The sequence below is a fragment of the Paenibacillus sp. J22R98 genome, assembly GCF_059383835.1.
Map to the genome: position 1 here is coordinate 137,347 of NZ_JBXENW010000006.1, position 12,235 is coordinate 149,581.

The 12,235-nt window shown below is 50.9% G+C and carries 12 protein-coding genes; 4 read left to right on the forward strand and 8 right to left on the reverse strand.

Features of this window, described 5'->3' with window-relative positions; translation table 11 throughout:
• The first annotated feature begins 69 nt into the window (after positions 1-69).
• The gene (locus AC50Y3_RS18215; protein WP_494820148.1) at positions 70-918 is read left to right on the forward strand and encodes a helix-turn-helix transcriptional regulator; all 849 of its coding nucleotides are present in this window, start codon (positions 70-72) and stop codon (positions 916-918) included.
• Between the two features lie 83 nt (positions 919-1,001).
• Positions 1,002-1,802: a Cof-type HAD-IIB family hydrolase gene (locus AC50Y3_RS18220; RefSeq protein WP_494820149.1), complete on the forward strand. Its 801-nt coding sequence runs from the start codon at positions 1,002-1,004 to the stop codon at positions 1,800-1,802.
• A 70-nt stretch (positions 1,803-1,872) separates the two neighbouring features.
• Here the strand turns inward: AC50Y3_RS18220 and AC50Y3_RS18225 are convergent, their stop codons facing one another.
• The gene (locus AC50Y3_RS18225; protein WP_494820150.1) at positions 1,873-2,958 is read right to left on the reverse strand and encodes a YeiH family protein; all 1,086 of its coding nucleotides are present in this window, start codon (positions 2,956-2,958) and stop codon (positions 1,873-1,875) included.
• 216 nt (positions 2,959-3,174) lie between these two features.
• On the opposite strand from AC50Y3_RS18225, the gene AC50Y3_RS18230 reads away from it, so the two are divergent.
• Positions 3,175-4,284 (forward strand): PdaC/SigV domain-containing protein, encoded by a 1,110-nt coding sequence (locus tag AC50Y3_RS18230; protein WP_494820151.1) that lies wholly within the window; start codon positions 3,175-3,177, stop codon positions 4,282-4,284.
• Positions 4,285-4,360: 76 nt separating this feature from the next.
• Here the strand turns inward: AC50Y3_RS18230 and AC50Y3_RS18235 are convergent, their stop codons facing one another.
• The 6 genes from AC50Y3_RS18235 to AC50Y3_RS18260 all read right to left on the reverse strand — a co-directional run bounded on the left by AC50Y3_RS18235 (position 4,361) and on the right by AC50Y3_RS18260 (position 10,330).
• A complete protein-coding gene (locus AC50Y3_RS18235) occupies positions 4,361-5,431 on the reverse strand; it encodes a sulfate ABC transporter substrate-binding protein (RefSeq protein ID WP_494820152.1) in 1,071 nt (356 codons plus the stop codon).
• 23 nt (positions 5,432-5,454) lie between these two features.
• Positions 5,455-6,519, reverse strand: a complete 1,065-nt coding sequence (locus AC50Y3_RS18240) for a sulfate/molybdate ABC transporter ATP-binding protein (protein WP_494820153.1) — start codon at positions 6,517-6,519, stop codon at positions 5,455-5,457.
• Between the two features lie 3 nt (positions 6,520-6,522).
• Complete coding sequence (locus AC50Y3_RS18245) at positions 6,523-7,320, reverse strand: sulfate ABC transporter permease subunit (protein ID WP_494820154.1); 798 nt, start codon at positions 7,318-7,320, stop codon at positions 6,523-6,525.
• On the reverse strand, positions 7,317-8,120 hold the full coding sequence (gene cysT / locus AC50Y3_RS18250) for a sulfate ABC transporter permease subunit CysT (RefSeq protein ID WP_494820375.1): 804 nt from the start codon (positions 8,118-8,120) through the stop codon (positions 7,317-7,319). Before cysT ends, AC50Y3_RS18245 begins: the two co-directional genes overlap by 4 nt.
• A gap of 215 nt (positions 8,121-8,335) precedes the next feature.
• Positions 8,336-8,968 (reverse strand): YigZ family protein, encoded by a 633-nt coding sequence (locus AC50Y3_RS18255; protein WP_494820155.1) that lies wholly within the window; start codon positions 8,966-8,968, stop codon positions 8,336-8,338.
• A gap of 12 nt (positions 8,969-8,980) precedes the next feature.
• A complete protein-coding gene (locus AC50Y3_RS18260; protein WP_494820156.1) occupies positions 8,981-10,330 on the reverse strand; it encodes a glucose-6-phosphate isomerase in 1,350 nt (449 codons plus the stop codon).
• A gap of 158 nt (positions 10,331-10,488) precedes the next feature.
• Here AC50Y3_RS18260 and AC50Y3_RS18265 point away from each other — a divergent pair, with 158 nt between their 5' ends.
• Positions 10,489-11,793 (forward strand): NAD(P)-binding domain-containing protein, encoded by a 1,305-nt coding sequence (locus AC50Y3_RS18265; protein WP_494820157.1) that lies wholly within the window; start codon positions 10,489-10,491, stop codon positions 11,791-11,793.
• Between the two features lie 94 nt (positions 11,794-11,887).
• On the opposite strand, the gene ppnP is transcribed toward AC50Y3_RS18265, so the two are convergent.
• Positions 11,888-12,205 (reverse strand): pyrimidine/purine nucleoside phosphorylase, encoded by a 318-nt coding sequence (gene ppnP, locus AC50Y3_RS18270; RefSeq protein WP_494820158.1) that lies wholly within the window; start codon positions 12,203-12,205, stop codon positions 11,888-11,890.
• Positions 12,206-12,235: the final 30 nt, after the last annotated feature.

A 12,235-nucleotide genomic window follows, 5' to 3' on the forward strand; every position in this document is an offset into this window, starting at 1 on the left:
ATTTCACTTTAAAAAATCGAAATATATTGCATGGACTACAACGATATTGCTCAATCAAGGAGTGTGCCGATGGCTAAGCATCATTTGACGCTTCCGCTGCTGCGGAGGAACAGGTTCTATTGTTTCCCGGAGTCTGCCGGATATTATGAACGTAATCAAGGGCATGATGTGCGCCGAGCGTCCGGAATGCTGCAGGAATTCAACCTGCATCTCGTCATCTCAGGCAAAGGTTATGTCGAGCATGAGGGTCAACGCTATGAGCTGAACGCAGGCGATGCCTTTCTATATTTCCCGGGCGATAAACAGGCGTACTTCGCCGACGATGATCAGCCGTGGGACATCAAGTGGATCCATTTCTATGGCAGCGGTGTCCTTGCTGATCTGACCGAGCGCGGCTTCCATCGCTCAATTGGATGGCGAGTTCGGTCTCCGTTAGTGCTCGAGAGCCTCATCGATGAGCTGCTTGAAGAGATCAATCAGCACAAGATGCTGCATCCCAGCCGCATTTCCATGCTGATGTATGGCATTATCGCAGAATTCATCGAACAAGCTGAGCCTATTACAGCTCCAAGCGCCGGTGCATCTGCAATTGAACGGATGCTGAAGCTTCTGCCTGAGCTGCAAGCCGCTGCAGCCGATCCATTCGACCTTGATGAATGGGCAGCACGCGCGGGAACGAATCGGTTTGCTTTCTGCAGATGGTTTCGCCGCGCCGCCGGTCAAACCCCGCTCGAATTCGTGACGATGTGCCGCATCCAGCGGGCCAAACAGCTGCTCGTCGAACGGCAAGACCTCAGTGTGAATGAGGTAGCGAGGCTGTCCGGTTACGTCCACCCGAGTTATTTTAACAAGCGCTTTCAAGAAAGCGAGAACATGACGCCGACTTCCTATCGTCAGCAATTTACAATGTCGACATAGGGATTAGGGTTGTTCCCACCTCTGATTTCCGCTACAATCAATGAAAATGCGTACGCAGGAGAGAGAAGGAGCAGAGAGAAATCATGTATAAATTAATTGCCATTGATATTGATGACACGCTCTTAACAGATGAATGTACGGTTACACCGGGAACGAAGGAAGCACTGACAGCAGCTATGGAGAAAGGCGTGTTCGTCACTTTGGCGACAGGCCGCATGTTCCCATCCGCGAAGAAGATTGCTCATCAAATCGAACTGAATGTCCCGATCATCACGTACCAGGGCTCCAGCGTCAAAACATTACTGGACGAGCAAGTGCTCTATGAGCGCTACGTTCCTCAGGATGCTGCCGAGCTGCTGATGCAATACTGCGAGGATCACAATATCCATCTGCAGCTGTATACGGATGATGTTATTTATGTAAAAGAAGATAATCAGAAGGCGCGCGACTACTCGAAGCTGGCGAACATTCCGTTCGTGGTAGAGCCGGATCTGAAATCGCTCATCAATCGCCCGACGGCCAAGATGCTGATGATCGACGATCCTGCGCGCCTTGATGAAGTTGCCGCAGATCTTGCTCCATTGATCGGGAATCAGGCGCATATTACGAAATCTAAGCCGCACTTCCTTGAGGTTACGCATAAGGAAGGTACGAAAGGGCATGCGATTGCGTTTATGGCGGAGCATATCGGCTGTTCGTTGGATGAAGTGATCGCAATCGGCGACTCTTGGAACGACCACGAGATGATTGAAACGGCAGGACTTGGCGTAGCGATGGGCAACGCCGTGCAGAAGCTGAAAGACATCGCGCAGTTTGTCACGAAATCCAACAATGATGAAGGCGTTCGCCATGTCATTGAGAAGTTCATTCTTCAAACCGTTTAATCCCTAACGAAAGAGCTGCACCGACAGTCGATTGTGACGACTGAGATGGTGCAGCTCTTTTTTTGCTAATTCAGATTGTAAAATAAACACCTACTGCGAGTAGGATAGATGCAATAAACATGGCCGCTAGCGGCTTCATTATCGCTTTGCCTCTGCCGCGCAGATCTACATTTAGCCCAAGCGCCACCATCGCCATGGTCAACAAGAAGGTGGTTATTTTCGTAATAGCGTTCATTACATCCGGTGCATGATGGATAAAGGCCTGCCCGGCGCTGGTGCTCCCAAGCGCGCTAAGTGCGAGAAAACCAAGCAGAAACCACGGAAGCTGAAGCTTAGCCGTCCGGTGTATCTGTTCCTTATCATCCGCTCCGGTTGCCTGTAGCTGCTTTGACCGCTGCCTCTTCTGCTGCACCAGAATAAGCACAAGGCTTAACGGCACAAGCAGGAACACTCGGCCGAGCTTCGCAAGCAGCGCGCTCGCGAGCGCATCTTCTCCGGCAGGCGCAGCCGCCAGCGCAACATGGGCAATTTCATGCAAGCTCGTTCCGGACCAGATGCCATATTGCAGCTCCGTCAGCGCAAGGACGGGACGAAGCATCGTATACCCGACGGCAAATACCGTCCCTACTAATGCGATGAGGCCGACGCTTAGAGCGGTGTCTTCCTCCTTGCTGCGCAAAATCGGCGATACCGCTGCAATAGCCGCAGCGCCGCAAATCGCAGTGCCGATGCCAAGCAGCAGCGACAGCTTCTGATCGGCCTTCATCAACTTCGCCAGCAGCAGTGCGCAGCCTATGGCGAATACAGCAGCTGCGATATCCCGAATGAGCAAGCTCGGTCCATCTTGGAATACTTGCAGCAGATTAAGCTTTACCCCGTAGAGGATAATAGCGAGTCGAAGTAAGCTTTTTCCCGAGAATGTGATGCCCTCGCGAAGGACCTCCGCCGGATATCCCCACACCTGCCTAAAAATAACCGCAAGCAGAATAGCGCATGCCATCTGCCCTACATAATGGACAACCGGCAGCTGTGATAATCCATAACCGGCAGCCGCCAATAGAAAGGTAAATCCGATTCCGCCTGCTTTCTTACCGCCTGCTGAGCCAAGGTTTGCTATATAGGGACCAATCGGTTTCATCGTCTGCTCAAGCGTCATAACCGTCTGCCACCTCCGTGTCTGGTTGTTGGTTTTCATTATACGTGGCAGCCGTTGATAAGAGAAATCAATCATAATGATGAAAAGAATAAAGGATTGTTATGTTACTCATGAGAAAAACCAGCCCTATCCCTTTCGTTACCATTTTGACACTCCTAGTTGGTTGATGCCCGTTATACTGAAGTCCTAGCCTAAACAAACCTGGAGGGATTATTTATGTTCAACATACAGCAACCATTCAAACTAATCACCACTATCGGAGCCGTAAGTTCGCTTCTTCTTACTCTGTCGGCACCGCTCGCTTTCGCTGATCAAGCCACACCCGTAACTACACAAGCAGCTGTTAGCGTTCAAGCCGGCGCTGTCCAATTGACTTCCAAGTCTGTTACGGATAAAACCGACTATTACGAGTCCGAGCTTAATATCCCCGTCATCAGCGGGATGCAAGATAAAAGCTACCAGAATACACTGAATGCCAACCTTGCGGCACGTTCGCATGCAGAGCTTGAGAAGTTAAAAAAACAAGCGAAAGATGATGCTGCCGCTGCAGTCGGTGTCTATGAATTCAGACCTTATCTCTTCAAAGTCAGCTATGAACTCATCGGCAATGGCAGTAAAGACGCAGGCGGCGTCCTTTCCTTCAAATTGATTACCTCTGCCTATACCGGCGGAGCTCATGGCTGGACACGCGTTGACACATACAATGTGCGCAATGAAGTGAAGGCTTCCGCTGTGAAGCTTAAGGAACTATTTGGCGTAGGCTATAAAACCATCCTCAATAAGGCGGTTATCGCCGAAATTGCCGCACATTCCGATATTTATTTCAAAGATACCTTTAAGTCGATCGCTGACAATCAACCCTTCTACATCAAGAACGGCAAAGCCGTACTCGTCTTCCAGCAATACGAGATCGCGCCTTTTGCGGCAGGGATTCGGGAAATCGCCGTAGCCATTCCGGGCAGCAAACCAGATGCAGCCGTACCGGGTAACCTCAGTTCCTTGTCCATAAAAGTCGGTGGCAAAACAATCTCCGGCGCTCATCTCTTCGTAGGCAAAGATGGCATCGCTATGGCTCCGCTTCGCGCAATTTCGGCACAATTAGGCTACGAGCTTAGCTGGAGTGCGGGTTGGATCGACGTTGACAAAGGTACGCAGCATGTCTCCCTCCAAGTTGGCAAAGACAACTATGCCGCTACTGCTGCTCAAGTCACGCTTGGTGCAGCGCCTATCATGAAAGACAATACCCTTTATGTGCCGCTGTCTTTCTTCTCTAAAGTGCTGAACGCCACTGTTTCCTACTCGAAGGATGCCGTAGCCATCGGCTAAATCGAATACAATCCAGCAAAAAAAGCTCCCTGCTTCAGGGAGCTTTTTACTACTGATACTATAAGACCGACTAAATTTAAATACCGGCCAACACTTGATACCATACGCCTTTCGGTGAATAGAGCGACTCGCGAACTTTCGCCCATCCTCCCAAGTAGCTAATATCAAACAAATCCTCAGGGGTCTTATAGTTGCCTTTGACCTCTTCCATTACCTTTTCGTTAACCGGACGGAAGCCGTTGTCCGCGAAAATACGCTGCGCTTCTTCACTGAACAAATAGGCGAGCAGAGCTTCAGCCGCTTTACGAGTACCGTGCTTATCGACGTTCACATCGACAATTGCAGCCGGATTCTCAATCAGGATGGTTGATTTCGGTACGATCACCTCATACGGAATGCCTTTCTTTATCCGCGCAAGCAGCTCATTCTCGTAAGTGATGATGACATCGCCTACGCCATATTCAAAGGCAGCCATGGATGCACGGCCGCTCTTATCCAGCGACTCTACATTATGATGAATCCGTTCCAGAAACGCCTTGGCGTATGCCGGATCTTTCTGTCCTGTTTTCGCTTCCGATTCCTTGAGTCCCGCACCGTACATCGCATTGATGTCCCACTGCGCGCCGCCGGAGGTTTTCGGATTCGGATATAGCACCTTCACGCCTTTACGGGTGAGATCCTCCCAATCATGAATCCCTTTAGGATTACCTTCACGCGTGCCCATTACTGCGATGGAGCGTGTAATCATCCCGCCGGTGCCGACTTTCCGCCAATCGTGCGTAATGAAGCCCGCCTTCTGAATCTTATCGATATCGCTTTCCATTGCAAGCGCCGCTATATCTGCTTCGAATCCGCCTGCGATCGCGCGAGCCTGAGTACCGGACGCTTCGTACGATTCCTGGAACGTAATCGTCTGCCCTGTCTCCGCTTTCCACTGCTCCGCAAATTTCGGCAATAACACATCGAATGCATCCTTAGCTACGGAATAAGCACCGATCACGAGTGTAAGATCACCTTTTGCAGCAGTAGGCTCATTCCCCTTAACCGAAGTCGATGTGTCATTCCCGCATGCTGCTGTGAAGAGAAGTGAAGACGCCATAAGCGCCGCCACCGCAATGCGCCAACCTGTTGTTAGGATCGATTTCATTGTGTACACAACGCTTTCTTAAGTTAAATATGCATCGGCATCGGATCTTCTTTCAGCTTGTTCTCCATAATCCACGTGTCATTGTCATTAAACAGATAGGCGCGGTGAATGAGGACACTGATTTCCTCGCCCGGTTGCAGCACATCCTTCTCAAGCGAACGATACGTAATCAGCTTGATGTCGCCGACCTCTACCTCAACCATCCACTCGCTTCCGCGGAAATGCAGATGTTTCACTTTGCCGATCACGGTTGCAGAAGGAAGGCGGAATTCATGGCGCTTGCCGATCTCAATATATTCCGGACGTATGAGTGCTTTAGTACCTGGCCAGTTCTTAGCTTCTTCGAAGCCTTTAAGCATTTCCACTTTATCCACGATCGTGGACTCCCCAATGAAGCTGGCCACAAATTGGGTTTGCGGACTTTTATAAATATCCCAAGGCGTCCCCTTCTGTTCCAGGCGGCCCTTGTTAATGATCATAATTTCGTCGGCTACTTCAATCGCTTCATCTTGGTCATGCGTAACGAAAATCGACGTAATCCCAAGACGCTCAATCATTTCCTTCAGCCAAGTGCGAAGCTCATGCCGAATCTTCGCGTCAATCGCGGCAAACGGCTCATCCAGCAGCAGCAGCTGCGGCTGCGGAGCAAGTGCCCGGGCAAAAGCTACACGCTGGCGTTGACCGCCGGAGAGCTGGTGCGGGTAACGGTGTTCGAAGCCCTTCAAGCCCGTAAGCTCAAGCAGCGACATGACACGCTCGCGGATGGCATCTTTGGGTTCCTTCTTGACCTTCAAGCCGAAAGCAACATTATCATAAACCGTCATATGTTTGAACAGGGCATAGTTCTGGAATACAAACCCGATTCCGCGTTCTTGCGGCGGCAGGTCATTAACCCGTTTGCCATGAAACACGATATCGCCGGAGGTTGGCGTCTCCAGCCCCGCAAGCATGCGGAGAATCGACGTTTTGCCGCCGCCGCTCGGTCCAAGCAGACCAATCAGCTGCCCTTTTGCAATCTCAAAGCTAACATCCTTCACCGCTTGAAAATCACCGAACTGTTTATTTAAACCGCGCACCTCGATATGCATCGCTTAATGCACTTCCTTTCTCTTCTTCGCCCATTCCATAAGCAGCAGCAAGCCGACAGAGAATGCAGCCAGCACAAGCGCCACACTGCTTGCCGCGATAACATTGAAATTCTCGACATCCTGATAAACGAGCGTTGTCGCCGTTTGCGTCTTGTTCATGATATTGCCTGAAACGACCAGTACTGCACCAAACTCACCGAGCGACCTTGCAACGGTCAATACAACCCCATAGATGACGCCCCAGCGAATCGAAGGCCATGTCACCTTCCAGAAGGTGTACCAGGAGTAGGCACCAAGCGTTGATGCCGCTTCTTCCTGCTGAGAGCCAATCTCCTGCAGCACCGGCATGACTTCGCGCACCATAAGCGGGAACGTCACGAAGAGCGTAGCAAGGATCATTCCGGGCAATGCATAAACCACTTTGAAGCCGATCTCTTCGAAAAATGTGCCGAGCACCGAGCTCGGACCGAGCATAAGGACGATCATCAAACCGCCGATGACCGGCGAAACCGCAAACGGCAAATCCACGATGCTGTTCATCAGCCCTTTGATCCGTTTGCTCAGCCACGTCCCTCTAACGAGATAGAGGGCTAACATGACGCCGAAAAGCGTATTTAGGAGCGTTACGACAACGACGATTAGGCCCGTCATCATAAGCGCATGCAAGGATTGTTTGCGAGTCAGCGCTTCGGCGAAGCCGCTCCAGCCGTCTCCCCAGGAGCCGGTAAAAATCTTCACGAGCGGTGCAATCAGCAGAATCAAAAACACCAGATAGGTTAGCGTGATCCAAAGCTTTCTCATTTGTCATGCCTCCTTGATTGGACGAGGTTAACCGCCCAAAGAATGAGGAACGACAGTGTCAGCAGCATAACGGAAACGGCCGCGGCCCCCTGCACGTTATCGCTTTCAATTTCGCCGAAAATATAAACGGCCGCGATCAGCGTTTTTCCCGGAATGTTGCCTGCTACGAGAACGACAGCGCCGAACTCTGCCAGCGCGCGTGAGAAAGCCAGCATCGCCCCGCTGATAATACCCGGGAGCATGGAAGGGAATATCACTTGAAAGAAGGTTCTCGCCCTCGATGCGCCAAGCGTATACGAGGCTTCTTCTTCCGACTTGTCGAGCTCTTCCAGCAGCGGCTGAACGCCGCGAATGACAAAGGGAAAGGTCACGAACACCATGGCTACGATAATAGCAGGTTCATGAAATACGATCTGAAATCCGAGCTTATCGGCGATTCCGCCTGCGAAGCTGTTCGGACCCAGGAGCAGCAATATCATCAAGCCACCGACAGCCGTCGGCAGCGCAAATGGCAAATCTACTAAACTATTAAGTATTCTTCGCCCCGGAAATCGGTAACGAATCAATACCCATCCAATCATGGTGCCAAGAAAGACGTTGATAAGTGCAGCAATAACGGAGAGTTTAATCGTGAGCAGCACGGCCTTCCAAGCAAGTGGGTCCGTGATGCTGTCCCAGAAAGGCTGCAAGCCAAGCTCAAAGGATTGCGAGTAAATCCCGATAATCGGCAAAACAATCAGCAATACGAAATAAAGCATAATGGTGCTGCGGAAGCCAAAGCTCCACAAGCGGCTGCGCATGATGATATTCAAGCTGACTTACCCCCTGACACTTTCCTTGAGGAATCGTTGTAGTGGATTTTACGGATTTTAATTCCCATCAAACTACTTGGTATTAAATGTAGCAGACGGAGGCGCGTCTAGTCAATCCTAATTATTCTTCATTTGGCAGAGGTACTAGGTGATGGAACAAGAAAGCTCCCCGGCACATCTGGCCCGGGGAGCTTCTTATGGCGTTATTCGCCTTCAATATAGTACTTCTCTTCGCCAAGAGAAAGTACCGCTTGTCCTTGCGTGACATCGGTTATCCACGCGCTGAATCGCTCTGCCTCCGGCGCTTCCGGCAGACAGGTGATGACAACACGGTCCGTGAATTCGGTACCGCCGATTCGCACGTTACGGGCGTGGAATTCATTCTCGAGCTTGCCATACCAGGTGTAATCGACATCGACGATCACTTCGCGATGCAGAATGTTCACGATGGGCTCGGCCGCTTCAATCGCCGCAACCGCTCCATCCGTATAGGCTCGAATAAGGCCGCCTGCACCGAGCATAATGCCTCCGAAATACCGAGTTACGACAATGACAACGTTCTTGAGGCCATGATGCTTAATGACCTCCAGAATCGGTTTGCCGGCTGTACCGCTTGGCTCCCCGTCATCGGACTGCTTCTGGATCTCGTCGCGTTCACCGAGGACATAGGCCGAGCAGTTATGCGACGCGTTCCAGTGAAGCTTCTTCAGCTCCTCTATGTAGGCAATCGCTTCTGCCTCCGACGTTACCGGCTTGCCGTAGCCGATGAAGCGCGATTTCTTAATGACGATCTCTTTGCTGGCCTGCTGACGCAGCGTTTTGTATCTCGGCAGCATGACAATGAGAGCTTACAGGCGAGCTTCCAGCTCAGCCTTCTCTTTCTCATAGCCCGGTTTGCCAAGCAATGCAAACATGTTCTTCTTGTACGCTTCAACGCCCGGTTGGTCGAACGGATTGACGCCCAGCAGGTAACCGCTGATGCCGCATGCGATTTCAAAGAAATACACCAGGTAGCCGAATGTATAAGGTGTCATGTCCGCAATGTTCACGACAAAGTTAGGCACTTGTCCGTCTGTATGTGCAAGAAGTGTGCCTTCGAAGGCTTTCTTGTTTACGAAATCCATCGTTTTGCCAGTCAAGAAGTTAAGCCCGTCCAGGTCTCCCGCATCGTGACCGATCGTAATTTGCTCCGCTACGTTCTTCACTTGGATGACCGTTTCGAAGATGTTACGGTTACCCTCTTGAATGAATTGACCCATGGAGTGCAGGTCCGTCGAGAAGTCTACGGCAGCCGGGAAGATCCCTTTGAAGTCTTTGCCTTCGCTCTCGCCGTATAGTTGTTTCCACCACTCCGACACGAAGTGAAGCGCCGGCTCGTAGTTAACGAGAATTTCCGTTGCTTTGCCTTTACGGTAAAGGGCATTACGCGCTGCTGCGTATTGGTACGCTTCGTTCTCGGCAAGCACTGGGCTGCTGTACGCTTGCTGCGCATCCGCTGCGCCTTTCATCATCTCATCGATATTGATGCCTGCAGCTGCGATTGGCAGCAAACCAACTGCCGTCAGCACGGAATAACGTCCGCCAACATCATCCGGAATGATGAAGGATTCGTAGCCTTCTTCCGTTGCCAGCTTCTTCAGTGCACCCTTCTCGCGATCTGTTGTCGCATAGATACGTGTGCGCGCTTCTGCTTTGCCATACTTCGCTTCCAATGCTTCGCGGAAGACGCGGAATGCGATTGCCGGTTCAGTCGTAGTACCGGACTTGGAGATCACGTTGATCGACCAGTCGCGGCCTTCCAGCAATTGTAGCAGATGCGTTACATACGTAGAGCTGATGTTATTGCCTGCGAACAAAATTTGCGGCGTCTTGCGTTGTTCTTTCGGCTGCAAGTTATAGAAAGAGTGTGACAGCATTTCAATGGCAGCGCGAGCGCCCAGATAAGAACCGCCGATGCCGATAACGATAAGCACCTCGGAGTCGGATCCGATCTTCGCAGCTGCTTTCTGAATGCGGGAAAACTCTTCTTTATCATAATTCGTCGGCAGGTCGATCCAGCCCAGGTAGTCCGAGCCTGCGCCCGTACCTTCACGAAGCTGGTCATGTGCTGCGCGTACTTGCCCTGCCAGATTATCGATTTCATGCTGGCCGATGAACGACAATGCCTTGCTATAATCAAACTGAACTGCTTTACTCATTCGTATTAAACCTCCCACAAATTATCCTGTTTACAGCTAGGATAAGGATAATGGATTTGTTAGGTAAAAACAAGCGATGAAGGGGGCCAATACTTCTTCCCATAATTTTGTGATAAAATGAAATCACATAAAATTCGCTTTCGAGGAGATGAACATACATGTATAAAATTGCTTTTATCGGCCTAGGGGTTATGGGCGAGCCCATGGCTGCCAACTTGCTTCGCAAAGGGTACCCTGTTACGGTATTTAACCGTACGCCGGGCAAAGCGGACAAGCTTCTCGAGCTTGGTGCGGATGAGCTTTCATCGCCTGCAGCAGCAGCACGCGTATCGGATTTGATTATTACGATGATCAGCAACGATGACGCGATTCGTGAAGTTTACTACGGTGAGAACGGTCTGCTCGGAGCTATGATGCCGGGCACGGTTGTTATCGACAGCAGTACGATTTCTCCGGCTTTATCACGTCAGTTACATACGGATGTTTCGGCTAAATTCGGCGACTTCCTCGATGCTCCGGTAACGGGAAGCAAGCCTGCCGCTGAGAGCGGCTCCCTTGTCTTCATGGTTGGCGGCGATATCGAAGTCATCCATAAAGTGCATGATGTCTTGAACGCCATGGGACGCAAGGTTATTCCAATGGGTCCGAGCGGCAGCGGTTCAACTGCGAAGCTGGCTCATAACACGATTGTCGGCATCAACGTTGCAGCCCTGCTTGAAGGGATGGCTATTGCCGCAAGCGGCGGAATCGACGCCAAGTCGTTCCTTGAGCTTGTACAATCCGGTGGAGCAGCGAGCAAAATGGCCGAGCTGAAAGCGCCGAAGCTGCTGGAACGCGATTTCAGCGTTCAATTCTCGCTCGCGCTCATGCTGAAGGATTTGCGCCTGGCTTCCTCGCTATCTGACGAGCTGAAGACGCCAACGCCGATTCTTGAAACGGTAAAGAGCCTCTATCAAGTCGGAGACGCGATGGGTCTTGGAGAGCTTGATCTCTCCGCGCTCGCACACGGTTATGAGCAATGGATCAACAAACGGATTACGACTCACAGCGATGTCGAAGATATAGTTGCAGCCGCTGTTGAAGCACCGGCTTCAGTGCAAGCTTCCGATAACGGTCAGAACCGCCGCCGTGCAGAACGCCTTGCACTGAATGTGCCGCTTAAGCTCTCCGTTTATCAATGGGCGCAGGAAGGTTCCTTCTCCGGTCAACTGATCGATGGAACACTTTGCGATATTTCCGAAAGCGGCCTTCAAATTTCGTCCAACTTCCCGCTTGAGTGCGATATGTTCGTCGTCATCCATTTCCCTCAGGATTCGGAGCTGCCTCCGGTAACCGGACGCATTATCCGCATTGAAACCAATGGCAGCCGCTTCCGTTATGGCTGCTTGCTGGCAGGACTCGCTCCTTATCAGCGTTTGCAGCTGGAAGCTTATATCAACAAACAACGCATTACGGCTGACTAAATCGAAGTTTACCTTTAACGCCAAAAAAAGCTGCTCCGTTCTCGCCTTGGATCATTCCAAGTTGATGAGCGGGGCAGCTTTTCATTTAAGAAGACTATTCTTGAATATAAGAGCAGATATAATCCGTTACTGATGCCACTTGAAGCTTAAACTTTGCATTTGCCGGAACCGTAAACTCACCTTCGCCGGAGATGCTGATCCATTCGGAATCGCCTGGAAGCAGTACTTTCAAATCGCCTGCCACGATTTCCATAATTTCCTTCACATCTGTACCGAATTCATATTCGCCCGGCATCATGATGCCCAGCGTTTTCTTCGTTCCATCCGCGAACAGCACGGTGCGGCTTGTTACTTTACCATCGAAGTATACATTAGCTTTCTTGACGATTGAAACATTCTCGAATTGAGACATTCGGCATTAGCTCCTTTGTGGTATAAGCTT

What these genes read in the sequence shown, in the direction of transcription:
- AC50Y3_RS18215 (WP_494820148.1), top strand. Translation starts at nt 70, where the DNA reads ATGGCTAAGCATCATTTGACGCTTCCGCTGCTGCGGAGGAACAGGTTC.
- AC50Y3_RS18220 (WP_494820149.1), top strand. Translation starts at nt 1,002, where the DNA reads ATGTATAAATTAATTGCCATTGATATTGATGACACGCTCTTAACAGAT.
- AC50Y3_RS18225 (WP_494820150.1), bottom strand. Translation starts at nt 2,958, where the DNA reads ATGACGCTTGAGCAGACGATGAAACCGATTGGTCCCTATATAGCAAAC.
- AC50Y3_RS18230 (WP_494820151.1), top strand. Translation starts at nt 3,175, where the DNA reads ATGTTCAACATACAGCAACCATTCAAACTAATCACCACTATCGGAGCC.
- AC50Y3_RS18235 (WP_494820152.1), bottom strand. Translation starts at nt 5,431, where the DNA reads ATGAAATCGATCCTAACAACAGGTTGGCGCATTGCGGTGGCGGCGCTT.
- AC50Y3_RS18240 (WP_494820153.1), bottom strand. Translation starts at nt 6,519, where the DNA reads ATGCATATCGAGGTGCGCGGTTTAAATAAACAGTTCGGTGATTTTCAA.
- AC50Y3_RS18245 (WP_494820154.1), bottom strand. Translation starts at nt 7,320, where the DNA reads ATGAGAAAGCTTTGGATCACGCTAACCTATCTGGTGTTTTTGATTCTG.
- cysT (WP_494820375.1), bottom strand. Translation starts at nt 8,120, where the DNA reads ATGCGCAGCCGCTTGTGGAGCTTTGGCTTCCGCAGCACCATTATGCTT.
- AC50Y3_RS18255 (WP_494820155.1), bottom strand. Translation starts at nt 8,968, where the DNA reads ATGCTGCCGAGATACAAAACGCTGCGTCAGCAGGCCAGCAAAGAGATC.
- AC50Y3_RS18260 (WP_494820156.1), bottom strand. Translation starts at nt 10,330, where the DNA reads ATGAGTAAAGCAGTTCAGTTTGATTATAGCAAGGCATTGTCGTTCATC.
- AC50Y3_RS18265 (WP_494820157.1), top strand. Translation starts at nt 10,489, where the DNA reads ATGTATAAAATTGCTTTTATCGGCCTAGGGGTTATGGGCGAGCCCATG.
- ppnP (WP_494820158.1), bottom strand. Translation starts at nt 12,205, where the DNA reads ATGTCTCAATTCGAGAATGTTTCAATCGTCAAGAAAGCTAATGTATAC.